The sequence below is a fragment of the Pseudoalteromonas sp. APC 3495 genome (assembly GCF_030407645.1).
In the GTDB taxonomy this organism is placed as follows: Bacteria; Pseudomonadota; Gammaproteobacteria; order Enterobacterales; family Alteromonadaceae; genus Pseudoalteromonas; species Pseudoalteromonas tetraodonis.
In genome coordinates this window covers 20,421-47,320 of sequence record NZ_JASDDA010000032.1, presented here as the reverse complement: position 1 = coordinate 47,320, position 26,900 = coordinate 20,421, and the positions used below count along the sequence as shown (strand labels likewise).

Below are 26,900 nucleotides of genomic sequence, written 5' to 3'. Positions count from 1 at the left end.
ATTTCTAATATCGGATTTTGAAGCCATGGAAAGATCAGTCAAGTGATCATAAAAATATTCTTAACTGATCTGCATTAGGCCACTTGGCCCATTTTTTATACTCGCTAATAGATTAACTATATAAGCTCTGTGGCACTTTAGTGACATTTAAGTGCACCGTTATTTCTTCACGATCATGGTATAAATGCTTAGCTTGAAGTTCATAGCTTATGCCGTACTTCGCCATTTCTTCTCTGATCATTTTTAAACATTCATACACACTATCAAAGCGTTTTTTCATCGGTAATTTCAGATTAAAAATAAGCTCTTTTGCATAAGCATTTACTGCCCAGTCAATCATCAAGTTAGTCACTTTAGTCGGCTTTTCTACCATATCGCAAACCAACCAAGTGATGTTTCTTTTTTCTGGACGGTATTTAAAACCATCTTCTCTAAAATGCTTTACCTGACCCGTTTCCATTAAACTTTCGTTCATTGGGCCGTTATCTATCGCGCTAACAAACATACCACGGCGAACTAACTGATAAGTCCAGCCACCTGGGCATGCACCTAAATCAACGCTGCGCATCCCAGCTTGTACGCGTGAATCACGCTGTTGCTCAGGAATAAACACATTAAACGCTTCATCTAACTTAAGCGTTGAACGACTTGGGCCATCGCTTGGCATACGTAAACGTAAGATCCCCATAAAAAAAGGAGAGTTGTTATAACTATATGAGTAACCCACATACGCAGTATTATTAGCTAAAAACAGCACATGCATTACTGGGCGATTTGCTTTTGGCTCACGCAATACAGTGTTTTGTTTCTCGAGGGCTTTTTTAAGCGGAGTTGATATTTTTTTACAAAAAGTCAGTAACTCTTTGCCCTCGTTGGTATCGGGTGTTTCGACACGAAGCTCAGAACACAAAGTAAAATCTTTTGCGGCATCTACAATAGCGCCTACTCTATCTTCTACGGGCATATTTTCAATTAGGTTACCGGCAAACCATTGGCGTGCAAACACCATATTTTTAAAATCAACTTTTTTGATTATTTCGTCGCTGTGCTGCGCTTCAAAACATTCATAAATAACATAACCGGTATTTGGTTTTGCTTTTACATACCCAGCAAATCCTTGTTCGGCAGCGTGAAACGTTATTTCAGCAGCGGCATCGTTTTCAAAACCACTACGACAGTAAATCACAACACTAGACATATTAACCCTTAAACTCTTTAAAACTTAAATCGTGCAACTTGCACTAAAATAACTATCCAACCAATAATAAAGCACAGCCCACCCAATGGGGTAATTGGGCCCAGCCACTTCAACCCTGTTAAAGCCAATAAGTATAAGCTGCCACTAAATAACAACGTACCGGCAATAAAAAAACCACCCGCCATACTGAGGTGCATACCCCACTTAATTAAAATAGCCACTGCAATTAACGCCAGCCCATGCACCATTTGATACTCAGCGGCGGTTTTAAAAATACCAATGGAGTACTCTGATAAACGACTTTTCAGACCATGAGCAGCAAATGCGCCCAGTATCACTGAAAGCATGCAAAAAAAGCTGCCTGCTAATAAAAATAGTTTAATCATGTTTATCCTCTTTTAAATTTTCAAGCGTATTCTTTATAAAGCTTGCTGCCTGTATTGCCGCAGCATTCAGGTTTTGTTGCTCAGTCACGCCACTTTTTTTACGCGGTTTTAGTGAGTGGTCACCATCCGTTAACCATACATACTTTGGCTGCTTTGGCATGGCCATTGTGGCAAGCTCTTCGCGGGTGCCAAAGGTATCCCTTTCCCCCTGTAATACTAAAAAAGGACACGGTATGTCTGCAAAATGATCTGTACGCAGTTTTTCTGGCTTGCCCGGAGGATGAAACGGATAACCAAACGCAAGCACACCTAAAACAGGATGAGAGGTCGAACAGGCAAGCATCGATGCCATGCGCCCGCCCATTGATTTACCCCCTATAAATAGCGGTAAATTTGCATCAGCTTGAGTCACTATATGTTCAAAATAAGTAAGTAGTTTAGGCGCTCGCTCTGGTGGGCGACGTTTGTTAGTTTGTTTAGCAATTTGCATATATTCAAAATCAAACAAGCCAACGTCAATACCGTACTCACTGAGTTGTTTAGCCATGATTTGCATAAACTCAGAATCACTGCCAGCCCCTGCGCCATGAGCAAATATAAACTGTGCGATTGCCGGTTGCTGACTACTTCTAACCCATTCGATGCTCATTAATATTCTTGCTCCTGCTCAACTAAACTTAACATCCAGTCTTTAAACGATACAATTTTGCCTAACTCATTTTGTGACTCACGGATCACTAAGTAATAGGCATTTTTACTCTCTAAACTGTGATTGAACGGGATCACTAAACGTCCTGCATCAATATCTGGTTTTGCTAGTACGCTGTTACCAATTGCAACACCTTGGCCATGTACCGCAGCTTGTAACACCATAGAAGAATGACTAAATATAGGTCCTTGGTTAACTTGTACATTACGTACGCCGGCGGTTTTCATCCAGGTTTTCCAGTTTTTACGGGTGGTGTCATGTAGCAAGGTATGGTTTGCTAAATCACTGGGTTGGTTAAGCGCTCTGGGGCCATTTAACAGTAACGGGCTACATAACGGCACTAAATACTCAGTGTGCAGTTTATAGGCTTGCACCCCACTCCAATGACCGCGACCATAATAAATTGAGATATCAACATCGTCTGTTAACGAGTTTTCATCCTGATCTTGGGCTTTAATTCGCACATCAATTTCTGGGTGTAATTCGTTAAATAAGCTCAATCGAGGAATGAGCCATTGAATCGCAAAACTGGGGGTTAAACTTACGGTTAACGAGCCTTTGGCACCACGAGCTAATAGCTTTTCAGTTGCATCTATTAGCTGAGTAAAAATCTCTTTAATATCTAAAAAGTAACCTTGGCCTTCTTCGGTTAATAATAACGAGCGATTTTTACGTAAAAACAGCTTTAAGCCTAAATGCTCTTCAAGCGTTTTTATTTGATGACTCACCGCAGCTTGCGTGACATACAACTCTTCTGCGGCTTTAGTAAAGCTTAAATGACGTGCTGCAGCTTCAAAAGCTTTCAGCGCGTTTAATGGAGGAACTCGTCTTGACATGGCAACCAAGCTTAGAATTAGTTTTTCTTATGCGGTGAATTATATACCTATGCTAGGAAAGAGTATATTCAAGCCATAAAAAAAGCGACCTAAGTCGCTTTTTAAAGTGCTAATCAACTTTATAAATCGCTAGCACTGGTATCAAGAGGGGCAAAGCTCTTGATTAAATCATCCACCGCTTTCATTTGCGATAAGTACCCTTCTAACTTGCTCAATGCTAATGCACAGGGGCCATCACATTTTGCTTCATTTGGATTGGGGTGCGCTTCAATAAATAAGCCTGCGATACCAAGAGCCATGCCGCTACGAGCAAGTTCGGCAGCTTGGGCACGACGACCATCGGCTGAGTCTGCTCGACCGCCAGGACGCTGCAGTGCATGAGTTGCATCAAATATAACGGGAGCCATGGTTTTCATATCATCCATACCTAGCATATCAACCACTAGGTTATTATAGCCAAAGCTTGAACCACGTTCACATAAGGCCACATTATTATTTCCGGCTTCATTAAATTTAGTAATGATATGACGCATTTCATGCGGAGCTAAAAACTGTGGCTTTTTCACATTAATAATCGCGCCTGTTTTAGCCATTGCAACCACCAAGTCTGTTTGACGAGCCAAAAACGCCGGTAGCTGAATAACATCAACAACCTCTGCAACCGGTGCTGCTTGATGAGGTTCATGCACATCGGTGATAAGCGGAATATTAAAGGTATTTTTAATCTCTTCAAATATCTTTAAGCCTTCTTCCATGCCTGGACCACGGTAAGAATTGATGGACGAGCGATTGGCTTTATCAAATGACGCCTTAAATACATAAGGAATATTTAATTTAGTGGTCACTTCAACATAATGCTCGGCAATACGCATCGCTAAGTCGCGTGATTCAAGCACATTCATGCCACCAAATAAAACAAAAGGTTTATTATTTGCCAGTTCTATTTCATTGATATTAATAACTTGGTTGTTCATTTTAATTCCTTATGGTGCAACTGCTTGCATCATTAATCCACAAATATACGCCATATATGTACCTACACCATAGCCAAGTACAGCTAATAATACGCCGACCGGTGCCAGTGACGGATGAAACGCAGCGGCCACAACAGGGGCAGACGCTGCGCCACCTACATTGGCCTGTGAGCCAACAGCCATATAAAATAATGGCGCTTTAATTAATTTAGCCACAATGAGCATTAAGCTTGCGTGAGTTAACATCCAAATTGCACCAATAACAAAATACATCGGTGAATCAAAAATCGCCATTACATTCATATGCAGGCCAATCGATGCCACTAAAATATACAAAAAGGCTGACGCCACTTTCGATGAACCAAACGCCTCAATATGGCGTACTTTGGTAAACGATAAGCAAATACCTATCGTCGTTGATATAACAATAAGCCAAAAGAACTTACTGTTTAAACTGTATTCTTTTGCCCACGCATAATTATTGGCAAAGAAGGGCCCTAAAATATCTGCACAAAAGTGCGCTAAACCGGTAATACCAAAGGCAATAGCAATAATCATCATGTAATCATTTAGCGTTGGCATACGCGCATGCTCTGCATGGTATTTTTCAACACGTTGCTTTAAGTCTTCAATCGCGGTGGTATCTGCACCGGCTTTAGCGTCAATCGCTTTATGATTAGCTGCCATTAATAATAATACTGCCATCCATAAATTAGCCACTATCACATCCACGGTGACCATGGCTGAGAAAATATCGCCACCCACTTCAAACATTTCTTTCATAGATGCTTGGTTTGCACCGCCACCAATCCAGCTACCTGCAATGGTTGTCATACCACGCCAAACAGCGTCAGGGCCATGTCCCCCTACCGCTTCTGGATAAACAGCACTCATTATTAAAATAGCTAATGGGCCACCAATCACAATACCTACGGTGCCGGTTAAAAACATAATTAATGCTTTAGGACCTAAATTAATAATCGCTTTTAAATCAATACTGATGGTAAGCAAAATTAAACACGCTGGCAGTAAATATCGCGAAGCGACGTAATACACGTTAGATTGAGAACCATCAACAATACCAAAGGTATTTAACAATGACGGCAAAAAATAACACAGCAATAATGCCGGTACATATTTATAAAATGCCACAAGACCTGGGCGTTGACTATTTGAGGTTTTGAAAATAAACCCTAAAATAATCGCCAATAAACCAAGTACAACGGCATCATTGGTAATTAATGCAGTTTGGGGATCAGCCATAACATTTCCTATTTTTTTATTCTTAGTGGTGAGTTTTATGATTGTCTTCAAGTTCTTCAATTTGATGTAGAATGATTTCAATAGCAGGATCATCAGGACATTCATCAACAAAAAACTGTAAATCATCTCGTGCCATTTTAGGGCAGCCAAGCTGATTTAGTAAATAACCTCTGTCGCGTCGCTCATAGGGATCATCACCTAACATTTCCATTAATAAATCGACGCAAGTTAAGGCATGACCAAATTTATTTTCACTAATGAAAGACCATTTTTGCTGCGCTAAAAATAATTTATACACTTCGTCTTCAAAAATAAGCTCTAAAGGCTCTTGTTCTTGAGGATTTTCTTCATCAATATTTTCAGGAATGATGTACCAACTTTGTTGGCCACTGCTAGGGTCAACAAGATAACCCTCTTCATCACTCATTGCGACGTGAATGCCCACTTCGCCTTGAGTTATGCTTACACTGGCATCGAGTTTAGCATGCTGTAAAAAGTGGCATAACAAAATAGCTAAGGTTGTCGGTGTGCCACTGCGCATAGACAAGGTGTAGCTGATGCTATTTAACTTATACTCAGGAACTTTCAAGCTTGATGCACTAAATAGCCACTCACTATAAAAGCTATCAAGTAGTTTATCTAGGCGATCGTGTTCGTCCGGCATCTGCTGACAAATAGACTCTATTTGCTGCTCAAACGCAGTGAGTATTTCAAGACTTGGTGTTAAGTCTATTTGAGGGTCCCATTTAGCTTCCGCTTTGATACAACGATATATAGCCGGCGGCAAAAAATCATCGTAAGCATCTTCTATATAAGATTCATCGTGTTCATCAAACCCGAGGGTGGTCATTCATACTACAACATTCTAGAAAACGAGGACGTAGTTTACCTAATTTTAAAGCTAGATACCAATAATCAGAAATGAATTGAAGAGGTAAGCTTTACACCTTTGGTGTGCAAAGCTTAAATAGGCATTGTTAATTATAACAACAGCGGGGCTTTAGCTGTTGCTAAGTAACCAATAGCTAAAATAACAGCGGTGTTAAGTACTAAAAATACGATTTTTGGAACGGTTGTCGTTTGTTTAGCGCTAATAATACCCACAACAATATAAACGATAACTAGAATAATTTTTTCTAATAACCAAAGCTGCTCTAATGGGTTTATTTTAGCCATTGCCATTAAACCGATGGCTGAGACAATTAATAAAGTGTCTATACTGTGGCTACCAATAAAAACCAATTTATTTTTGGCAAGGCTGCCACTGCCCATACGAGAAAAAGAACGTACGTAAAATAAAATAATACTCACTAGCGCAATGGCCATGTGTGAGTGTTTTAATGCTAAATAATCCATATGTATTGTTACTTCTGTTTAGTTATGTGTTTTGTCAGGAAAGCGTAAAAGTACCGCTTCGAGATCTTCAAGTTTATCATTAAATACATCAACAAGTTTAGGATCAAAATGCGTTCCTTTATTTGCGTTGATCTCCGCAACCGCTTCTTCAAGTGTCCACGCACCTTTATAACAACGTTTATGGCGCAGTGCATCATACACATCAGCCAATGCCACTATTCTGGCAAAAATATCAATACGCTCCCCCTTTAATCCACTAGGGTAACCAGAACCATCCCACTTTTCGTGGTGCTGCTGTGCGATTAATGCCCCTGCGCTGACTATTTTACGCGGTGAATCTTTCAAAATAGCATAGCCTTTTCCAGCATGAGTTTTCATAACTTCCCACTCTTCGCTATTTAACTTGCCAGGCTTATTTAAAATTGCATCCGGAATACCTATTTTACCCACATCATGTAAAGGCGATGCAAAGCGAATTAAATTCGCTTGCTCTTCAGATAACCCGTAGGCTAATGCTAATTCATAGCAAATATAAGCAACCCGTTTTACATGATTACCCGTTTCGCACGAGCGCTGTTCAACGGCTTCACTTAAACGATAAACAAGCTCTTGTTGTGTGGCTTCAACTTCAGTATGTAACTGCACATTTTCAAATGCCAACTGCACATTTTGAGAAAAGATTTCAATTAGGTTTCGTTGTGTATCCGTCAACTTTGACGGCACACCTGATACAAACAACATTGAATTATGGTTAAATTTACTGCTGCAATAAGCAAACAAATAATCATCTCTGTACACAATTGCTTTGTTAGCAAGGGCCTCTTGGCACGCTAACAGTTGGTCTTCTGCTAGTACGGTTTCTAGCTCTTCTCCCTCGCGCTTAGCAAAATCGCCGGTACCAGAGCAAACAATCAGTTTTTTATTCATCTCCTCTGACGGATTTTGTGCAACTAAGGTGGTGGCATACATGGCTTCATCAGCAACGTTTAGTAAAGAAGTAAGCTGCTGCATCACGCCTTCAATAAAGTTATCCATTGAATGGGTTGCAAAAATATTGCGCGAAGCGGTGATTATTTTTTCTAGCCCTTCACGCGATTGCTCAATCGAAATAATATCGCGATACGAGCGAAGACTTGCCATCATAACGGTGAATAATTTTTGTGCGGTAAGTTCTGTTTTAGATTTATAGTCATTAATATCGTAATTTACGATTACTTGGCGCTCGGGTGCTTGGCCTGGCTGCCCGGTTCGTAGAATAATGCGAATATAATTATTTTTAACGGTATCACGAATGTATTTTGCTACTTGCAAACCCGCATCGTCTGTTTCCATAACAACATCGAGTAGGATGATGGCCGCATCAGGATGATCATCAATCAACTTTTTCGCTTCTGCGCCGGAATAAGCACTAATAAACTCCAAGCGTCTATCTTGAAACTTAAAATCACTCAACGCTAAACGCGTAACAGCATGAACCTCGGGTTCATCATCAACAATTAGAACTTTCCATGTTCCTTGCTCTTCACTTACTACTTCAGGTGGTTGTTCATTTGAAAATAAAAAATCTTCCATCACAAAGAGTTCCTTAAAACATATGCAAACAAACAACGGGGCTATTTTTAATAAGTTAAGGCCATTGTCCGAAAGTTACGCGGTCGTTATTACCAAGATCTTTCACTGTGCTTACATTTATAAACGCCATTTGGTTGAATATATGGCGAACAGCTGCACTTTGCTCAAATCCGTGTTCAATTAAAAGATAGCCATTAGAATGTAAATAGTCACGTGATTGTGTAATTATTTGTTTAATATCAGCTAATCCAGCATCATCTGCAACCAATGCAGACAAAGGCTCAAAGCGCACATCACCTTGGTGCAAGTGTTTATCGTTATATTCTATATAGGGAGGGTTGGTTACAATTAGATCAAATTTTTTATTATTTAACGCGCTAAACCAATTGCTTTGTTCAACACACACATTATTTATCGCTAATCGTTTTTGATTACGTTTGGCCAGTGCCACCGCATCATCAATACGATCAACGGCAATAATATCCCATGTAGGCATTTCACTACCAAGCGCAAGTGCAATTGCTCCAGTGCCTGTGCCTAAATCGAGCACTTTGGCGTCATTTGGTACATTACATGCAAGCGCAAGCTCAACTAAGGTTTCTGTATCAGGGCGAGGAATGAGTGTTGTTGGATTTACTTCAAGCTGTAAACTCCAAAACTCACGATACCCTGTAATGTGCGAAACAGGTTCGCCGTTTAAACGACGCTCACATGCACGCTCAAACGCTTGTGATTGTTCATCCGTTAATTGTTTTTCTGGCCAAGTAAATAAATAACTACGTGGCTTTTGTAAAATATTAAGCAGTAGTACTTGAGCATCTAACTTTGCGCTATCACTACTTGATGCTAATAAATTAGCACCGGTAGTAATAGCGTTTTCAACAGTGAGGTTCACGATTAATCGTCGCCCATCGCTGCTAATAAGTCGGCCTGATGCTCTTGCATTAGCGGCTCAACCACAGCGCCTAAATCACCGGCTACCACTTCGTTTAAACGATAAAGCGTTAAGTTAATACGGTGATCGGTAATACGCCCCTGCGGGTAGTTGTATGTGCGAATACGCTCAGAACGATCGCCACTGCCCACTAAATTACGACGTTCAGACGCTTCAGCAGCATGACGTTTTTCATCTTCAGCCTGTTGCAAACGCGCCGCCAATACCGACATCGCTTTTGCACGGTTTTTATGTTGAGAACGCTCATCTTGACACTCAACCACAACACCGGTTGGTAAATGAGTAATACGAATGGCAGAGTCGGTTTTATTAACGTGCTGACCACCCGCGCCCGATGCTCTAAAGGTATCAACTTTAATATCGGCGGTATTAATTTCTATGGCCTCTGCTTCTGGCACTTCAGCCATTACAGCAACAGTACAGGCTGAGGTATGTACGCGCCCTTGGGATTCAGTTTCTGGGACGCGCTGTACACGGTGCACGCCTGATTCAAATTTTAATTGCCCATACACACCTTCACCGCTGATGTTAGCAATTACTTCTTTGTAGCCGCCATGTTCACCTTCGTTGGTCGTCACAACTTCTACTTTCCATTTTTTTGTTTCTGCGTAGCGGCTGTACATTCTAAACAAGTCGCCAGCAAAAATAGCGGCCTCGTCGCCCCCTGTTCCGGCGCGAACTTCTAAAAACACGTTGTTATTGTCTTTCGGATCTTTAGGCAACATAAGCACTTGAATGTCGTCTTCTAAAGTCGAAATTTGTGCTTTTGCTTCTTTATATTCTTCTTGTGCCATTTCGCGCATTTCAGGATCTGAATCTTTTAGCATTTCTTCAGCGCTACTCAAGTCTTCTTGTGCTTGCTGGTATGCTAAAAACGTTTTCACCACTTCTTCAAGCTCAGAGTATTCTTTTGAAAGAGTACGAAAGCGGTTTTGATCACTAATGACCGATGGGTCACTTAGTAGCGCTTGAACTTCTTCATAGCGCTCAACTAAGGTTTCTAATTTACGATAAACGGACTCTTTCATTTAACTGTTATTCCTGATCTATACCTAACATTTTTTTCAATTGGTTTAACTGAGCCACTTCACCTTTTTTCGCTGCATCTTGGATGGCACGGGTAGGCGCGTGCATTAAGCGATTGGTTAATTTATTGGCCAGCTCTAAAATTACTTTTTCTGCGTCTTTACCTGTATTTAGCTGACTAAGCGCCCTATCTACAAGTTCTGCTTTTGTTGTTTGTACATCATTACGGTAGTGGCGAATTAAATCCACTGAATCAAGCGAGCGCAACCACATAAAAAACTCTTTGGTGCGCTCACTAATAATAATTTGTGCTTGCTCTGCCGCTTGCTCACGAGCAGCCATGTTTTCACTAACAATGGCTTGTAAGTCATCGACCGAGTACAAGTAGGCGTCGTCGAGTTCACCGACTTGGCTTTCAATATCGCGTGGTACAGCTATATCAATAAACAGCATCGGCTTATAGCGGCGTTGTTTCAGTGCTTGCTCAACTACACCTTTACCAATAATGGGCAAAGTGCTGGCGGTGGAGCTAATCACAATATCAGCTTGATGCAAACGTTCAGGCAATTGTGCCAACGCAATAACATCGGCTGATACTTCATCGGCTAAACTGCGCGCTCTTTCTATTGTTCTGTTGGCAACTGTAATTTTTTGCGGCTCATTTTGGTATAAATGTTTTGCTACCAGCTCTATGGTTTCACCGGCACCAATGAGTAACACCTTGGTTTTATCCAGCTTTCCATAAATATGCTTTGCTAAATTAACTGCCGCAAAGGCGACAGATACTGCACTGGCACCAATGTTGGTTTCGGTACGGACTTCTTTTGCCACCGAAAACGTTTTTTGAAACAAACGGTCAAACGTAACGCCCACCGCATCATGGGTTTTGGCACTATTATAGGCTTGTTTTATTTGCCCTAAAATTTGTGGTTCGCCTAACACCAGCGAGTCAAGCCCACAGGCTACACGCATCAAATGATTTATTGCAGCGCTGTCTTCATGACAGTAGATATTTTTACTCAGTTCATGTTCATCTAAACCATGGAAACTGGCCAACCATTGCAACAATGTTTGGGAATTTTGCTGTGCAAGGCTACAATACACCTCAGTGCGATTACAGGTAGAGACAATAACCGCTTCATTAAAGTCGGCATGGCCACTTAATTGTTGTAGCGCCTCTGAAATTTGCTCAGGCGAAAAGGCCACTTTTTCTCGTAATTCTACGGATGCGGTTTTGTGATTAATACCAAGTGCTATTATGGTCATATCTGCCAAATATTGCTGAGCCCTACTACATAGGCGGCAATTTTATCAAAAATCTCAGGAATATGGAAAGTAAGGAACAACATTTGACTCGACAATATTTGATTTTAACACTGCTATTTGTATTTTTAACCGGCTGCGTGAGTAAAAACAATTACAAAACAGAGCTTTACGAAGACTGGAAGTTACGCCTTGGCGAGCAAAAAACTTGGCAAGTAGACGGTAAACTTGCGTTTATTAGCCCAGATGAGCGCCAATCTGCCAACTTAAATTGGCAACAAACACAAAATAGTAATCATTTAGTGTTAACCACGTTTATTGGCACACGGATTTTATCGCTTAAACAAACCGCAGTCGGCGCCGAATTAATCTTTGATAACCAACCGTATTTTGATAGTAACGCCAGTGCACTTTTACAACGTTTAACAGGGTTTACTTTACCGGTTAATAACGCAGGCCCATGGTTAAAAGCTACCATTGACGATCACACCCTAGAAATTGATCAGTTAGGGCGTGCTAAAAGCGTGTTATGGTTTGATGATAATGGCAAAAAGTGGCAAATAAGTTACACAAGTTACGTCCAAAAATACGGTTTTTGGTTACCGAATGCTTTAACCTTAACCCATGAAAAGATTAAAATTAAAATCAAACTCTATGACTGGCAGTTTAACTAACTATGTATACTCACTCTGAATTTTCGCTGATTGCCCCAGCCAAGCTTAATTTATTTTTACACATTAATGGCCGCCGTGATGATGGCTACCATGAATTAGAAACTTTATTTACGTTTTTAAATTATGGTGACGAGCTCCATTTTAAACTAAGCACGGATACTCTTATAAGTATTAGCGGCGACACCAATGGCATTGCGCTAACCGACAATTTGATTTACAAAGCGGCGTTATTATTACAAACCCACTGTAAAGTGGATATGGGTGCAAAAATAAATTTAACTAAACGCTTACCCATGGGGGGAGGTGTTGGAGGCGGTTCATCCGATGCTGCATCAACGCTTTTAGCTCTTAATACGCTTTGGAATACAGCCCTATCTTTAGATGAACTGGCTGATTTAGGCCTGAAACTCGGTGCTGATGTGCCTGTGTTCATTAAAGGTAAAAGTGCCATAGCACATGGCATTGGCGAGCAATTAGAGTACCTAGAACTGCCGCCGAAGTGGTATTGTGTTGTCTTCCCAAATCAACATGTCAGCACAGCACAAATATTTACTCACCCAGATTTAAAACGTGATACACCAAAACTTTCTGGCGACTGGCAACAGCAAATTTTAACCAACGATTGTGAGCCTTTAGTGAAAAAGCTGTGCCCCGAGGTTGAAAAAACCCTGCAGTGGTTGCTAAAATACGCTCCATCAAAGATGACCGGAACAGGTTCATGTTGTTTTGTTGAATTTGCTAGCCAAGTTCAAGCACAAGATGTACTTGCTAACCTCCCCCATACTTGGCAGGGTTTTATCGCATCCAGCGTTAGTACCTCTCCTGCTCATACGGAGTTAGCCGCCATCATTGATAAATGAAGTAACGTACAAGTAATCATAAGTTAACCTACTTTGTTCACTCAATGTAAGTTAGTCCAAAAATTCAGTGCCTGAGGAACCCTACCGTGCCTGACATGAAGCTCTTCGCTGGTAACGCAACACCTGACCTAGCTCAAAAAGTTGCAAAACGTTTATATATTGAATTAGGCGATGCTGTTGTTGGCCGTTTTAGTGACGGTGAGATCAGTGTTCAAATTAATGAAAATGTTCGTGGCTCGGATGTTTTTATCTTGCAATCAACCTGTGCCCCTACTAACGATAACCTGATGGAACTTATCGTTATGGTTGATGCGTTACGCCGTGCATCTGCCGGTCGTATCACTGCTGTTATCCCTTATTTTGGTTATGCTCGTCAAGATCGTCGCGTACGTTCTGCCCGTGTACCAATTACAGCTAAAGTGGTTGCGGATTTCTTATCAAGTGTAGGTGTTGACCGCGTTCTTACGGTTGATTTACACGCTGAGCAAATCCAAGGCTTCTTTGATGTACCAGTGGATAACGTATTTGGTAGCCCTGTACTATTAGAAGATATGAAGAACCGCGACTTTGATGACGTGGTTGTTGTATCACCTGATATTGGTGGCGTGGTGCGTGCCCGTGCAATTGCAAAACTATTAAACGATACCGACTTAGCAATTATCGATAAACGTCGCCCTCAAGCTAACGTTTCTCAAGTAATGCACATTATTGGTGACGTTGAAGGCCGCGATTGTATTATTGTTGATGACATGATTGATACCGGTGGTACATTGTGTAAAGCCGCTGAAGCTCTTAAAGAGCATGGTGCTAAACGTGTATTTGCTTACGCTACTCACCCTATTCTTTCTGGTACAGCTGCAGAAAACTTACGTAACTCTGTGATTGACGAAGTGATTGTAACTGACTCAATTCCACTGTCTGACGAACTAAAAGCGCTTGATATTGTAAAAGTATTAACGCTTGCAGATATGTTAGCAGAGACTATTCGTCGCATTAGCAACGAAGAATCTATCTCGGCAATGTTTGAACACTAAAGTTAAACATTAATGAGTATAAAAGCGCCTTTTGGCGCTTTTTTTGTAAGCGATGTTTATTTTATAAACCCGCAGTGGTATGATAGCGCGCCTTTTGGCTAGGGACCTTGGTCGCAAAGGCCCTAACACTTTTAATTATTGGAGACATCATGTCTAACACAACTTATACTTATGACGCTGAACTTCGCGTAGAAACTGGTACTGGTGCGAGCCGCCGCCTACGTCGCGAAGACAAAGTGCCGGCAATCCTTTATGGAGCTGATAAAGAAGCGGTATCGCTTACTTTTGCTCATAAAGATATGATCAAAGCACAAGAAGACGAAGGCTTTTACACTCACATCCTTACATTAAATGTAGGTGGCGAGAAAGTTGAAGCAATCTTAAAAGATATCCAACGTCACCCTTTCAAGCCTAAGCTTACTCACCTTGATTTCCAACGTGTAGACGCAACTCATAAACTAGTAACTAAGGTTCCTTTACACTTCATCGGTGAAGAGAAAGTAACTAAGTTAGGTGCAACTGTTGTTCACCAGTTAACTGAAGTTGAGATTTCTTGTCTTCCTAAGTCACTTCCAGAATTCATCGAAGTAGACGTATCTGATCTTGTTGCTGGTGATTCAATCCACCTTACAGATCTTGCGTTCCCTAAAGGTGTTCAATCTGTTGAGCTTGGTAAAGGCGAAGGCCACGATCAGTCTATCGTTACTATCAAAGCTAACAAAGCAGCTCCAACTGAAGACGACGCTTCAGACGCTGCAGAATAATATTTAAGGTCTCGCACCTTGAATTCTATTCAAATGCTTGTGGGCCTGGCTAATCCAGGCCCCGAATACGCAAATACACGCCACAACGCAGGTGCTTGGTTCATTCAAGAACTCGCTGCACGCTACAACTGCACGCTAAAACACGACCCTAAATATCACGGCCTTACTGGCAAAGTGATTATTCAAGGCAAAGAATTCAAATTACTGATCCCCACCACTTACATGAACTTAAGTGGCAAAGCGGTGAGTAGTTTAGCCAATTTTTTTAAAATCCCCGTGGAAGACATACTTGTTGCCCATGATGAATTGGATTTAGACCCGGGCGTTGCTAAATTAAAAAAAGGCGGCGGACATGGCGGTCATAATGGCTTAAAAGACATTATTGCAAAAATGGCAAATCAAAAAGACTTTATGCGCTTGCGCATAGGTGTAGGTCATCCAGGACATCGCGAAATGGTCACCGGTTGGGTGCTTGGTAAAGCAGCCAAGGACGATCAAGAAAAAATGGATGCCGCAGTTGATGAAGCAGTTCGTTGTATGGAAATACTTGCTAAAGACGGTGTGTTAAAAGCACAAAACAGACTACATTCGTTTAAACCCTAATTTTTGGGTATACGGTCGCACGTATTAAACGAATCTAAACAAGGTATCTTACTATGGGTTTTAAATGTGGCATCGTTGGCTTGCCTAATGTTGGTAAATCAACACTTTTCAATGCATTGACTAAAGCGGGTATTGAAGCCGCTAACTTTCCTTTTTGTACCATTGAACCTAATACAGGTGTGGTACCGGTGCCAGATCCTCGCCTAGACGAACTTGCTAAAATTGTTAACCCACAACGTATTCTTACAACCAGTATGGAATTTGTGGATATTGCAGGTTTAGTTAAAGGTGCATCGAAAGGTGAAGGCCTAGGCAATCAGTTTTTAGCAAATATCCGTGAAACAGATGCGATTGGTCATGTAGTTCGTTGTTTTGAAGATGAAAACGTTATTCACGTTGCTGGTACTATCGACCCTGCTGACGATATTGACGTGATCAACACCGAGCTAGTACTTGCTGATATGGACAGTGCCGATAAAGCAATGTTCCGTAATGCAAAAAAAGCAAAAGGTGGCGATAAAGACGCTAAAGAGCAAAATGCGGTACTTGAAAAAGTAAAAGTACATCTTGATGAAGGCTTAACTTTACGTTCTTTAGCGCTAACAAAAGAAGAAAAAGCAGCCATTGCGCCTATTAACTTCTTAACTATTAAGCCAACTATGTATATTGCTAACGTGGCTGAAGACGGATTTGAAAATAACCCATTGCTAGATCGTGTCCGTGAAATAGCGGCTGCTGAAGATGCGGTTGTTGTGCCTGTGTGTGCAGCTATCGAATCTGAGCTATCTGAGCTTGACGAAGAAGACAAATTAGAGTTTATGGCTGACCTTGGTCTTGAAGAGCCAGGACTTAACCTTGTTATTCGTGGTGGCTATGAGCTACTACATTTGCAAACTTACTTTACTGCGGGTGTAAAAGAAGTACGTGCATGGACTATCCCAGTGGGTGCAACAGCGCCACAAGCAGCGGGTAAAATTCATACCGACTTTGAACGTGGCTTTATCCGCGCACAAACAATTGCTTTTGATGACTTTATTGCATTTAAAGGTGAAAGCGGTGCAAAAGAAGCAGGTAAAATGCGCCAAGAAGGGAAAGAGTACATTGTTAAAGATGGCGATGTAATGAACTTCTTGTTCAACGTATAATTAAACATTGCACCACGTTAAGTGGCTCATTGTTTTTTAAAGGCTCGTTTTTACGAGCCTTTTTATTTTTCAGCCGAATAAAAGTAATAATTAGTCTACCCTTACTATAGGCTTAGAATTGTAAGGCAAAGCCAAAATTACAATACAAAGCCCACAAAGAGTGTTAAAAAAGCAACGTTTTAATTAAAAAGTAGCCGGTTAGCCTATTTTTCCTGCAAACAAACCAACTTAAGTGTTTTTTTGCAAAAAAGGTGTTGACGAATTTGGGGCATATCAGCATAATACGCCCCGCACTCAGCGATGAAGTGCTAACAAAAAAGATGGCTAAGTAGCTCAGCTGGTTAGAGCACATCACTCATAATGATGGGGTCACAGGTTCAAATCCCGTCTTAGCCACCATTTATTTTTTGTTGCTCAATGAAGAGTTTAAAATAACTACCATTTCTTTGATTAATTCAAAGTGATAATGCGGGAGTGGCGGAATTGGTAGACGCGCTGGATTTAGGTTCCAGTATCTTAGGATGTGAGAGTTCAAGTCTCTCCTTCCGCACCATATTCTTGATAAGAATTAAAATTATCAGCAATTTCTTAGTTGGGATATCGCCAAGCGGTAAGGCACCAGGTTTTGATCCTGGCATTCCCAGGTTCAAATCCTGGTATCCCAGCCAATTTGCACACTTTTTTGATTGCCCCCCACACTAGCTTCAAAATCACTAATATTTTTACTTTTATAATCCAATACCACATTTTTTCAGATATAAAAAAAGACCCAAATTTGAGCCTTTTCATCAACTAACTAAGCTCACCACTTATTGCGTATTTTAATACCCAGTTTTTTACCGGCCCTGTATTATTAGCTAACTTTAAAAATGTGCTGCGCGCCCATTTTAATGGGGCTATTTGGTTTGAGAAACCAAAGTAGCAAGCATCCATCATACTCATCATTAATAAATTAGCGTTACGACGACTACGTTCGTACTCTTTAAGCATTAGCGGGCAACCTACATCATCAGCTGTACGCAACACTTCAGCTAATGCAGCCACATCTTGAAAGCCTAAATTAACGCCCTGTCCTGCCAGAGGATTAATGGTGTGCGCCGCATCACCCACTAAAACGAGTCGCCCTTGTGAATAATTATTAGCATGCTGCCTTGCTAGAGGAAATATAGCATGGCTTTGTACTTCAAAATCACCAGCGAGCTTGGGAAACTTTTCAATAATATGAGCTTTTAATGCGCTAGGTTGTAGGGCTTTAAATGCTTTGAGGGTATTTGCATCGTCATACCAAATTAAATTTGCATAAGGTGCTTGCATAGGTAAAAACGCAACAGGCCCTGTAGGTGTAAACTGCTGCCATGTTTTAACTTGTTGTGGTGCATCGAGCTTTATTAGCACGCCCATACAATGCTGCTGATATTGCCACCCAGTTATACCAATATTGGCTTTGCTACGTAATTGTGATTGCCCACCATCGGCTGCAATGACTAAATCAGCAGTATAGCTTTGTTCGTTATAGTGCAAGGTAATGCTATCAGGGTTTTGCTCTATTGCAGTTAAAGCCGATGAAGGATTAATCATTTCAATATTATGCTGCTCAAATTGCTGCCATAAGCTTGCTTGAATTAACTTATTCTCGATTAAATGACCTAAATGCGTGGTATTGATGGCATGGCAATCAAACAATAAATGATCGTTACCACGCTCAAAAGCTTCTAATTGCTCATAGGGAGCGAGTCTATTTTCGCGCAGCAATGGCATAGCACCAAGCTGATCAAGCAGTTTTTCCGAAAAGCGGTTAATAGCTGATACACGTATATCAACTGCATCACTACTAAGCACTAGTGATGCATCTATTGGGTGTTTTTCAATAACACGTACGGCTTTACCTTGTTGCGCTAATTTAATAGCCATAGCGGCACCAACCATGCCGCCGCCTACTACAATTACATTATTTTTAGCCATGTTTTTCATCATTTTACTTCTGACTTAACTCTACTTTGATTGTATCGTAATTAGTTTGCTCTGTGTGAGCGCTTCGCTTAATTCTCTTATTAAACCCATACTATATTGATTTCAGATCACAAACATGAAATCTATACTTGGTTTTGAGCGTGTATCCAGCTAAAATACGCGTCCTTTAAGTCGAGCAAAATTTAATAATTGCGCCACTTATACCTGTTTCTAGCACATGTTTGTGCCACTATCGAATTGAACACGAGGCTATATTTCAATGAGCAAAAAGCTGCATATTAAAACCTGGGGTTGTCAGATGAACGAATACGACTCTCAGAAAATGGCTGATCTTCTAGATGCGACCAACGGCTATCAGCTAACTGAAGAAGCTGCTGATGCTGATGTTATATTACTTAACACCTGTTCAATTCGTGAAAAAGCGCAAGAAAAAGTATTCCACCAATTAGGTCGTTGGAAGTTATTAAAAGATGACAAACCAGACCTAATTATTGGTGTTGGCGGCTGTGTAGCATCGCAAGAAGGCGATTCAATTCGTCAACGCGCGCCGTTTGTCGATGTTATTTTTGGCCCACAAACATTGCACCGTTTACCTGAAATGATCAAACAAGTGCAAGGTAACAAAGGGTCATCAGTGGTTGATATTTCATTCCCAGAGATTGAAAAATTTGACCGTCTTCCTGAGCCAAAAGCAGAAGGTCCTTCTGCGTTTGTATCAATTATGGAAGGGTGTTCTAAATACTGTACTTTTTGTGTTGTACCTTACACGCGTGGTGAAGAAGTAAGTCGCCCTGTTGATGACGTGTTATTAGAGGTTGCACAGTTAGCCGAGCAAGGCGTACGTGAAGTTAACTTACTAGGTCAAAACGTAAATGCGTACCGTGGTGATACACACGATGGTGAAATTTGCTATTTCTCAGACCTTATCCGTTTAGTAGCCGCAATTGACGGGATTGACCGTATTCGTTACACCACTTCACACCCCGTTGAGTTTACGCCTGACATAATTGATGCGTATGCCGATGTGCCTGAGCTGGTTGATCACTTACACCTTCCAGTACAAAGTGGCTCAGATCGTGTTTTAAACTTAATGAAACGCGGCCATACTGCACTTGAGTACAAATCAACTATTCGTAAGCTACGTAAAATTCGCCCTAACTTAAGTATGTCGTCAGATTTCATCATAGGTTTCCCAGGTGAAAGCAAGGCCGATTTTGAAGCGACCATGAACCTTATCAACGATATTGGTTTTGATATGAGCTTTAGCTTTATTTACAGTGCACGCCCAGGTACGCCAGCGGCCGATTTGCCAGATGACGTAACCGAGCAAGAGAAAAAAGAGCGCCTGTACTTATTACAAAACCGTATTACACAAATGGCACAGCAAATTAGCCGCCAAATGTTTGATACCGAACAACGTATTTTAGTTGAAGGTCCTTCTAAGAAGAACCCAATGGAATTACGTGGCCGAACTGAAAACAACCGTGTAGTTAACTTTGTTGGCCCACACACAGTGATCGGTCAGTTTGTCGATGTACGTATTACCGAGGCACTACCAAACTCTTTACGTGGCGATTTAATTCGTACAGAATCAGAAATGAACTTACGCCGCGAAATTGCCCCTTCTGCTATTTTAACCAAAGCAGCGAGTGAGCAGAAAACCGAGACAGCTAACGAAATTGGCGTTGCTACTTTCGTACCTTAGTTGCAAAAATTCATTGCGCCAGTTAACGCTGGCGCACTGTAATAGGAAGTAATTTTGAGTAATCAGTTAAAAACATTAGAGATTTATTTAGAACCTGCCGACAACAAACGCCTTTCTTCATTATGTGGCCCGTTTGACGAAAACATCAAACAAATTGAACGCCGTCTAGGTGTTGAAATTATTCATCGTGATAACTTTTTTAAAGTAACCGGTAAACTACACAGTAGCGCCGGCGCGGTAGAGATCTTAAAAAACCTTTATATTGATACTCAGCCTGTACGTGGGGAAATTGGCGAAATTGAGCCTGACAATGTCCATTTAGCCATCACTGAGTCTAAAGCGCTTGAGCAAGATACCTCAAGTAGCGCCTACGGCAAAGAAATGATGATTAAAACCCGTCGTGGCGTTATTAAACCGCGTAACGATAACCAAGGCTTGTATGTTGCTAATATTTTGCACCACGACATTACCTTTGGTATTGGCCCTGCGGGTACAGGTAAAACCTATCTTGCCGTTGCGGCGGCAGTTGATGCACTAGAGCGCCAAGAAATACGTCGTATATTGCTCACTCGCCCTGCGGTTGAAGCGGGTGAAAAACTTGGCTTTTTACCCGGTGATTTAAGCCAAAAAATAGACCCTTACTTACGCCCACTTTACGATGCCTTATTTGAAATGCTTGGCTTTGAGCGTGTTGAAAAGCTGATTGAAAAAAATATCATCGAAATTGCTCCACTGGCTTATATGCGCGGACGCACACTTAATGATGCGTTTATTATTTTAGATGAAAGTCAAAATACCACTACAGAGCAAATGAAAATGTTCTTAACCCGTATTGGCTTTAATTCTAAAGCGGTGATCACCGGCGACATAACCCAAGTTGATTTACCTCGTGGCGCGCGCTCTGGTCTTCGTCATGCTATTGAAGTGTTAGATGGCGTTGATGAAATTAGCTTTAACTTTTTCAAATCGCATGATGTAGTACGCCACCCTGTGGTAGCGCGTATTGTTGAAGCCTATGAGCGCAACGACGAACGTGAGCGCCTTAAGCGATTAGAAAAACAACAAGCCAAAGAAGCGCTTGCCGCTCATGAGCAACCTGCGACTAAAGAGTAATACCGTGAAAACAGAACTTGATTTACAAATAGCGTGTGAGTTTGACAACTTACCCAGCCTTGAGCAGTTTGCAATGTGGGCCGATAAAGTACTTAGCCAATACCGCGATGAGTCTGAGCTGACCATTGTCATTAGCGATGAAGCACAGTCGCAACAGCTCAATAATGACTACCGTGGTAAAAATAAGCCTACCAACGTATTATCGTTTGAATTTGAAGCGCCACCGGGTATTGATATCCCACTTGTGGGTGACTTAATTATTTGTCCAGCCATCGTTTTGGCTGAGGCGCAAGAGCAAGAAAAGTCATTTCATGACCACTTTGCCCATATGGTTATTCATGGATGCTTGCATTTACTTGGATTTGACCATATAAAGAGTGAAGATGCGTTAGAGATGGAAAGTATAGAAAAGCAATTACTTGCTGAACTAAACATAGCAGACCCATACCGGGACGATATTTAAATAAACGGAGCAATTAGACGTAATGAGCGACGATAACTCGCAATCTAGCCAGGGTTCTTCTGGCAGGACTTGGCTGGGCCGTATAACCCACATGTTGCAAGGGGAACCCCAGAATAGAGAAGAGCTGGTTGAGGTGATTGCCGATGCCCAAGAGCGGGATGTAATCGATCCTGAAACCAAAGAAATGATTGAAGGTGTGCTTGGTGTGTCTGAGCTTAAAGTGCGAGATATTATGATACCGCGCTCACAAATGGTCACTTTGGAAATTGATAGCCCGCTTGAAGAGCATATACCTATGATGGTTGACTCTACCCACTCTCGTTTTCCGGTTGTGTGTGAAGATAAAGACCATGTAGAAGGGATTTTACTCGCAAAAGACTTATTACCTCTCATTTTAAACAAAGATGAGCATTTACCATCGCTACGTGACTATTTACGTCCAGCTATGGTGGTGCCTGAAAGTAAACGGGTTGATACCCTGCTTAACGAATTTCGTCAGCAACGCTACCATATGGCGATTGTGATTGATGAATACGGCGGCGTATCTGGTTTGGTCACCATTGAAGATATTCTTGAGATCATTGTTGGCGAAATCGAAGATGAGCACGATGAAGAAGAAGAACAACAAGATATTCGTCAACTAGCTAAACATGTTTACGTTGTGCAAGCACTAACCCCTGTAGATGACTTTAACGAGCATTTTAAATCAGGCTATAGTTCGCAAGACGCCGATACTATTGGTGGTACCGTATTACATGCCTTTGGCCATATGCCGAGTCGTGGCGAAACCATTGATATAGACGGATTTCAGTTTAAAGTAACTAATTCTGATAACCGTCGTATATTACAACTGCAAGTCACCATTCCTAAGGCTGATGATAACGACAGTGAAGAAACTGCTAACTAGCCTCACCCTACTAGCAAAAGATAAAAAAGCATGGCTCGCACTGGTTGCGGGCCTTGTTTTGACTTTTAGCTACGCGCCTTTTGGTATTTGGCCAATTGTATTTTTTAGCTTGGCCGCATTATTTTATTGTATCCCTGCAAACCTCACCGGAAAAAACCACGCTAAAACGGCGGCTAAATATGGCTTTATATTTGGTCTGGGCTGGTTTGGTGCAGGCATTAGCTGGGTGCATGTATCTATTGCCACCTTTGGTGGTATGCCACTTATCGCTTCCATTTCGTTAATGGTATTACTGTGCAGCTACCTTGCATTATTTCCTGCGTTGGCGCTGTGGGCAACCACTCGTTTTTCAAACGGCTCTATAAGTTTTGCAGCGCTACTACTCCCTTGTTTTGCGATTAGTGAGTATTTGCGAGCCAAGCTGTTAACCGGTTTTCCTTGGTTAAGCTTTGGTTATACACAAACCGACAGTCCACTGAATGCCCTTGCTCCTTTTATTGGTGAATTTGGACTCACGCTATTATGTATTGCCATTGGTTTTGCATTGTACAGCTTAACCCAAAAACAATATAAAGTGCCTGCTATTACCGCTGCTGTGGTTGTTTTAGCTTTTGCAGGTGCACATTTTACAAAGGCACCCCATTACTCCAATAAAGACCTTTCTGTGCTGCTTGTACAAGGTAATATAAAACAACACTTGCGCTTTGACCCCAGTGAGTTTTGGACCACCATGAGTAAGTATCAGGATATGACGCGCCGTCACTGGGATGCTGATTTAATTGTGTGGCCTGAAGCCGCAGTCCCTGAAATAGAAGCCCTCGCTGATTCATATTTAGCAGGCTTAGACAGTGCCGCCTCATTTAATAAAACCGCGCTAGTAACGGGTATTGTCGATTACCAACGCGATACAAGAACCATTTTTAATACACTTATTGTGGTCGGTAACAAAGAGCAAAATGATGAACACGGCCACTATCGTTACTTAGATAGTAACCGCTATCAAAAGCATCAGTTATTGCCTATTGGAGAATTTGTTCCTTTTGAAGACATACTCCGCCCCATAGCGCCGTTATTTGATTTGCCTATGTCGTCGTTCTCTCGCGGTGATAGAGTGCAAAATAACTTACGCGCGAATGGCTTTAATCTACTGCCCGCTATTTGCTATGAAATAGTCTTTGCCGATTTAGTGCGGGGTAACTACAAAAGCGACTCTGATTTACTATTTACCGTAAGCAACGATGCCTGGTTTGGTGATTCAATCGGCCCCCACCAGCATATGCAAATTGCCCGCATGCGCGCCCTTGAACTACAGCGCCCATTGGTACGTGTTACCAACAACGGCATAAGCGGTGCATATGACCCCATAAGCCAAACACGCCAAACTATGCCACAGTTTGAAGCTACTACTCTCAAAGCCAATATAAAGCTCATACAAGGGGATAGCGTGTATAGCCAATACGGCAATATGGTTGTGTGGGGAGTAATGGTGTTGTTGGGTATGATTGGATTTGGGGTTAGGTTTAGCAAGTGAATGGAGTTGATAGCTGTCGGTTGTCAGCTATCAGTATATAAATACAACCCCAATAATTTAGTAAGATTTAAACATCAGGGTAATTTTTTATCCATTGATCAGTACACCCTCTTTCAAGATAAATTGAGATTGTTTTCTTTAAAAGACGACTTGTCATGTCCATTAATGCAGTTGTTCCCCCAGTAATTGCATTTTTCTCATAAATATAGCGACTTTCAATAAAGGTATGTCGATATCTTTCAATCAGTATCAATGAAAGGTCGCTTGAAAATTTATGCTTAATTGAAGTTGGTAACGCATTAAATAGATACACCAAATCATGTGCATTTTCTTTTTTATTAAGAACCTTAGCGTTAAATTGATATTTTTCGTTTATTAATCCATCACTGCTTACTACTTTGCAGTTAAAGCTTTTAAGTAATATCTCCAAAGCTAATGCTGCATTAGCTATCGAAATACTAATTGAATGACTCCACATAAGCTCTGATGCCTTCAAATATAGATATGATGTTTCAATCATATGAGGAGCTAAAACCCAATCATAGCTGTCATCGTTCATAGCCTTTCCTTAAAAATAATCTAAATATTTTTATTCTTATAAAACTAGGTTTCTAGTTACTTAATAATTCTTTAATCCCATAATACCAACTAAGTGCGGCGACTGTGCCATGGGTTTCATCTTCAAAATAACGTTGATTTATAACTAAATTATCGCTCGGGTGCGCTTTTAACTTTTTAGCAAACGCTAAACCCCATTGGTAATTTGTTTTACCAATTTCGCCAAACGCTTCGACATTATTTGCAAAGGTAAAATACACATTGCCGTTAAGCTGCTTATTTATAAATTGGTTATCATTAAAATAACGATTGAGGTAGTTATTATCCCACAGATAGGTTGCATCAATAATTAAGTAATCTGTAAATAGCGCATGGTTGGTAAGCAATACATAGCTGGCAAATAAGCCACCGAAAGACTCGCCAATTAATACGCGTTTAGTTGATGTCTGGTAATTTTTATTAATGAGTGGAATAAGTTCTTTTTCAAAAAAGGCGCTGTAGTTTAAGGCGTTGCCGATATTTTCAAATCTTTCTAGGAGTTTACCGTTAAATGTCCGATCAACATTGGTTGGGGTAAAGTCACGCTCTCTTATCGCATTTTTACTATTAGGAATGGCTACTATAATTGCTTGCTGTATTTGCTGCTCTAGCCGGTCCGTACTAAGTGTCTCTACTAGCCCAGCTACGGCTTTTAGATGTGTTTGGTCACCATCGAGCAAGTAAATAACTGGATATACTTTATTAGGGTTTTCATTATAGCTTGGCGGTAAATAAACGCTAAAGCTGCGTTGCTCACCTAAAATAACAGACGTAAGCTGATGCGTTTTTGCGAACACAATATTTTCTGACGCATACGAAACCGTAATAAAATACAGATTAATAAATACAATTAATAAAGCTTTCATAACCATCCTTGTAATAAGAGCAAAGTTAACTTTTAACAGTCTCTTCTACCGTTTGCACATTTACAACTTGGTTAATACTCCCTTTAATAACCACCGTGGCTGATATTTTATCTTGAATAGCTTGTCTGTTTGGGTCCCAGTACACTTGTAAAAAGCCTAACAAGCCGGTGGCAAAACCTGCGCCGTAACCACCGTAGCGGCCAAAACAATCAAGTAAACCCAGCGGTTCACCACTTAATGCAACCACTCGGGTGTTACAGAGCTTTTTACCAGGGGTTTGACCGCGCCATAATAAAGAAAACAGTGTGAAGTACACAGTCGCCCAGCCAAAACCCAAACATAAATCTTGAATAATACCTTTACCCCACTGCAAAATACTGTGCGTGGTTGTTTGTGCGGGCTTATCTTCTATTAACTGCGCAAGCTTTAATTCATTATTTTCACCAAACACTAATAATTGTAAAAATGCTTTTGCAAGTTGTGGGTTTTGTAAGTCGTCCATTTCGGCTAATTTGGGTACTTGCCCTATCAAATTATCAAGCGCATTTTGTTGGCAAAGTTGCTCACAGCTTTCGTCGGCTGTTTGCACTAAGTAGGCATTTACCTGCTTTTTTTCTGTGGAGGTAAGCTGAATGTCATCCTGTATTTTTAAGCCTTTAACAGTTAAGCCTTGAACAGGGTCATCGCCTTCTAAGTAATCTATGCCAATTGAAAGCACAGCAAGAGCGCTTACAAATAAAATACTTGCTGCTACTATTTTTAATATTCTTCGCCACACACTCGACATTTTAGGAAGGTATTGCTGCGCCGTTCCTTTGTAAAAAGCCATCGCAGCAACGAATGCAATAATAGTTGCACTGAGCTTTGCAGCTATGAATATTAATGCAACATCAATAATCATAGCTAATGCGCGCCGAGTCGGCGAAGCCAAAGGCAAGCCAAGTAAAGCATTATCAACCTCAAAGGCATATGGCGTGATCACTTCTCGAGTTTCGGCTTTAGATAACGCTAATTGTTCTAATTCTTGTGCTTTCATTATTATACTTGTTATTAAAATAGGTAACGCGATTAAATTACGCGCTTTTTAATTTTTGCTCAAGCGAATAAAATGGATAACGAGAGTTCACAT

The 26,900-nt window shown here is 41.0% G+C and carries 27 protein-coding genes and 3 tRNA genes; 14 read left to right on the top strand and 16 right to left on the bottom strand.

Translation table 11 applies throughout. The annotated features are described in order from the left end of the window. Nucleotides 1-112 precede the first annotated feature (112 nt). The 12 genes from rlmM to hemA form a co-directional block, all read right to left on the bottom strand. On the bottom strand, nucleotides 113-1,198 hold the full coding sequence (rlmM, locus tag QL984_RS13190) for a 23S rRNA (cytidine(2498)-2'-O)-methyltransferase RlmM (RefSeq protein ID WP_128583208.1): 1,086 nt from the start codon (nucleotides 1,196-1,198) through the stop codon (nucleotides 113-115). 17 nt (nucleotides 1,199-1,215) lie between these two features. Further along, entirely contained in the window at nucleotides 1,216-1,584 is a 369-nt protein-coding gene (locus QL984_RS13185; RefSeq protein ID WP_016900429.1) for a DUF423 domain-containing protein, read from the bottom strand. Then, on the bottom strand, nucleotides 1,577-2,233 hold the full coding sequence (locus QL984_RS13180; protein ID WP_013465320.1) for an alpha/beta family hydrolase: 657 nt from the start codon (nucleotides 2,231-2,233) through the stop codon (nucleotides 1,577-1,579). Before QL984_RS13180 ends, QL984_RS13185 begins: the two co-directional genes overlap by 8 nt. Next, a complete protein-coding gene (locus tag QL984_RS13175; protein ID WP_013465321.1) occupies nucleotides 2,233-3,129 on the bottom strand; it encodes a transcriptional regulator GcvA in 897 nt (298 codons plus the stop codon). The genes QL984_RS13180 and QL984_RS13175 overlap by 1 nt, the downstream gene beginning before the upstream one ends. A gap of 119 nt (nucleotides 3,130-3,248) precedes the next feature. Further along, nucleotides 3,249-4,103 carry a 3-deoxy-8-phosphooctulonate synthase gene (gene kdsA / locus QL984_RS13170; RefSeq protein WP_013465322.1) on the bottom strand — a complete coding sequence of 285 codons (855 nt, stop codon included), beginning with the start codon at nucleotides 4,101-4,103 and terminating at the stop codon, nucleotides 3,249-3,251. A 9-nt stretch (nucleotides 4,104-4,112) separates the two neighbouring features. After that, nucleotides 4,113-5,366 carry a DUF819 family protein gene (locus tag QL984_RS13165; RefSeq protein WP_013465323.1) on the bottom strand — a complete coding sequence of 418 codons (1,254 nt, stop codon included), beginning with the start codon at nucleotides 5,364-5,366 and terminating at the stop codon, nucleotides 4,113-4,115. 22 nt (nucleotides 5,367-5,388) lie between these two features. Further along, on the bottom strand, nucleotides 5,389-6,216 hold the full coding sequence (locus QL984_RS13160; protein ID WP_013465324.1) for a tetratricopeptide repeat protein: 828 nt from the start codon (nucleotides 6,214-6,216) through the stop codon (nucleotides 5,389-5,391). 131 nt (nucleotides 6,217-6,347) lie between these two features. Further along, nucleotides 6,348-6,722: a SirB2 family protein gene (locus QL984_RS13155; protein ID WP_013465325.1), complete on the bottom strand. Its 375-nt coding sequence runs from the start codon at nucleotides 6,720-6,722 to the stop codon at nucleotides 6,348-6,350. A gap of 18 nt (nucleotides 6,723-6,740) precedes the next feature. Next, nucleotides 6,741-8,294, bottom strand: a complete 1,554-nt coding sequence (locus tag QL984_RS13150; protein WP_013465326.1) for a DUF3369 domain-containing protein — start codon at nucleotides 8,292-8,294, stop codon at nucleotides 6,741-6,743. A 55-nt stretch (nucleotides 8,295-8,349) separates the two neighbouring features. Further along, nucleotides 8,350-9,189, bottom strand: a complete 840-nt coding sequence (prmC, locus tag QL984_RS13145; RefSeq protein ID WP_036953989.1) for a peptide chain release factor N(5)-glutamine methyltransferase — start codon at nucleotides 9,187-9,189, stop codon at nucleotides 8,350-8,352. Between the two features lie 2 nt (nucleotides 9,190-9,191). Further along, on the bottom strand, nucleotides 9,192-10,277 hold the full coding sequence (gene prfA, locus QL984_RS13140; protein ID WP_008115176.1) for a peptide chain release factor 1: 1,086 nt from the start codon (nucleotides 10,275-10,277) through the stop codon (nucleotides 9,192-9,194). 7 nt (nucleotides 10,278-10,284) lie between these two features. Then, nucleotides 10,285-11,541 (bottom strand): glutamyl-tRNA reductase, encoded by a 1,257-nt coding sequence (gene hemA, locus QL984_RS13135; protein WP_024602657.1) that lies wholly within the window; start codon nucleotides 11,539-11,541, stop codon nucleotides 10,285-10,287. Between the two features lie 83 nt (nucleotides 11,542-11,624). Here hemA and lolB point away from each other — a divergent pair, with 83 nt between their 5' ends. From lolB to QL984_RS13090, 9 genes are all read left to right on the top strand, one after another. After that, nucleotides 11,625-12,212, top strand: coding sequence for a lipoprotein insertase outer membrane protein LolB (gene lolB / locus QL984_RS13130; protein WP_013465329.1), 588 nt, complete (start codon nucleotides 11,625-11,627; stop codon nucleotides 12,210-12,212). A gap of 2 nt (nucleotides 12,213-12,214) precedes the next feature. Then, on the top strand, nucleotides 12,215-13,072 hold the full coding sequence (gene ispE, locus QL984_RS13125) for a 4-(cytidine 5'-diphospho)-2-C-methyl-D-erythritol kinase (protein ID WP_013465330.1): 858 nt from the start codon (nucleotides 12,215-12,217) through the stop codon (nucleotides 13,070-13,072). A gap of 86 nt (nucleotides 13,073-13,158) precedes the next feature. Next, nucleotides 13,159-14,106 (top strand): ribose-phosphate pyrophosphokinase, encoded by a 948-nt coding sequence (locus QL984_RS13120; protein WP_008115168.1) that lies wholly within the window; start codon nucleotides 13,159-13,161, stop codon nucleotides 14,104-14,106. Nucleotides 14,107-14,255: 149 nt separating this feature from the next. Continuing rightward, on the top strand, nucleotides 14,256-14,870 hold the full coding sequence (locus tag QL984_RS13115; RefSeq protein ID WP_013465331.1) for a 50S ribosomal protein L25/general stress protein Ctc: 615 nt from the start codon (nucleotides 14,256-14,258) through the stop codon (nucleotides 14,868-14,870). An 18-nt stretch (nucleotides 14,871-14,888) separates the two neighbouring features. After that, the gene (pth, locus tag QL984_RS13110; RefSeq protein ID WP_008467968.1) at nucleotides 14,889-15,473 is read left to right on the top strand and encodes an aminoacyl-tRNA hydrolase; all 585 of its coding nucleotides are present in this window, start codon (nucleotides 14,889-14,891) and stop codon (nucleotides 15,471-15,473) included. A 53-nt stretch (nucleotides 15,474-15,526) separates the two neighbouring features. Beyond that, complete coding sequence (ychF, locus tag QL984_RS13105) at nucleotides 15,527-16,618, top strand: redox-regulated ATPase YchF (RefSeq protein ID WP_008467970.1); 1,092 nt, start codon at nucleotides 15,527-15,529, stop codon at nucleotides 16,616-16,618. 322 nt (nucleotides 16,619-16,940) lie between these two features. Continuing rightward, a tRNA-Met gene (locus QL984_RS13100) sits at nucleotides 16,941-17,017 on the top strand. A 69-nt stretch (nucleotides 17,018-17,086) separates the two neighbouring features. Then, nucleotides 17,087-17,171 (top strand) — tRNA-Leu (locus QL984_RS13095). A 40-nt stretch (nucleotides 17,172-17,211) separates the two neighbouring features. Next, nucleotides 17,212-17,286, top strand: a tRNA-Gln gene (locus tag QL984_RS13090). Between the two features lie 124 nt (nucleotides 17,287-17,410). Here QL984_RS13090 and QL984_RS13085 read toward each other — a convergent pair. Then, nucleotides 17,411-18,592: an FAD-dependent monooxygenase gene (locus QL984_RS13085; protein ID WP_036953941.1), complete on the bottom strand. Its 1,182-nt coding sequence runs from the start codon at nucleotides 18,590-18,592 to the stop codon at nucleotides 17,411-17,413. A 256-nt stretch (nucleotides 18,593-18,848) separates the two neighbouring features. On the opposite strand from QL984_RS13085, the gene miaB reads away from it, so the two are divergent. From miaB to lnt, 5 genes are read left to right on the top strand one after another with little or no spacing between them, the layout of a single operon-like run. Continuing rightward, on the top strand, nucleotides 18,849-20,294 hold the full coding sequence (gene miaB / locus QL984_RS13080; protein ID WP_008467975.1) for a tRNA (N6-isopentenyl adenosine(37)-C2)-methylthiotransferase MiaB: 1,446 nt from the start codon (nucleotides 18,849-18,851) through the stop codon (nucleotides 20,292-20,294). Between the two features lie 54 nt (nucleotides 20,295-20,348). Continuing rightward, nucleotides 20,349-21,407, top strand: a complete 1,059-nt coding sequence (locus QL984_RS13075) for a PhoH family protein (protein ID WP_008115160.1) — start codon at nucleotides 20,349-20,351, stop codon at nucleotides 21,405-21,407. A gap of 4 nt (nucleotides 21,408-21,411) precedes the next feature. Further along, a complete protein-coding gene (gene ybeY, locus QL984_RS13070) occupies nucleotides 21,412-21,870 on the top strand; it encodes an rRNA maturation RNase YbeY (protein WP_008115159.1) in 459 nt (152 codons plus the stop codon). 22 nt (nucleotides 21,871-21,892) lie between these two features. Beyond that, nucleotides 21,893-22,777, top strand: a complete 885-nt coding sequence (gene corC, locus QL984_RS13065; RefSeq protein WP_013465334.1) for a CNNM family magnesium/cobalt transport protein CorC — start codon at nucleotides 21,893-21,895, stop codon at nucleotides 22,775-22,777. Then, nucleotides 22,758-24,308 carry an apolipoprotein N-acyltransferase gene (gene lnt, locus QL984_RS13060; protein WP_171046544.1) on the top strand — a complete coding sequence of 517 codons (1,551 nt, stop codon included), beginning with the start codon at nucleotides 22,758-22,760 and terminating at the stop codon, nucleotides 24,306-24,308. The genes corC and lnt overlap by 20 nt, the downstream gene beginning before the upstream one ends. Nucleotides 24,309-24,375: 67 nt before the next feature. On the opposite strand, the gene QL984_RS13055 is transcribed toward lnt, so the two are convergent. Genes QL984_RS13055 through QL984_RS13045 form a run of 3 tightly spaced genes read right to left on the bottom strand, consistent with a single transcriptional unit; the run spans nucleotide 24,376 to nucleotide 26,807 of the window. After that, nucleotides 24,376-24,867: a hypothetical protein gene (locus tag QL984_RS13055; protein ID WP_096038582.1), complete on the bottom strand. Its 492-nt coding sequence runs from the start codon at nucleotides 24,865-24,867 to the stop codon at nucleotides 24,376-24,378. A gap of 52 nt (nucleotides 24,868-24,919) precedes the next feature. Next, a complete protein-coding gene (locus tag QL984_RS13050; protein WP_128583210.1) occupies nucleotides 24,920-25,771 on the bottom strand; it encodes an alpha/beta hydrolase-fold protein in 852 nt (283 codons plus the stop codon). 25 nt (nucleotides 25,772-25,796) lie between these two features. Continuing rightward, nucleotides 25,797-26,807: an RDD family protein gene (locus QL984_RS13045; RefSeq protein ID WP_138764488.1), complete on the bottom strand. Its 1,011-nt coding sequence runs from the start codon at nucleotides 26,805-26,807 to the stop codon at nucleotides 25,797-25,799. Nucleotides 26,808-26,900: the final 93 nt, after the last annotated feature.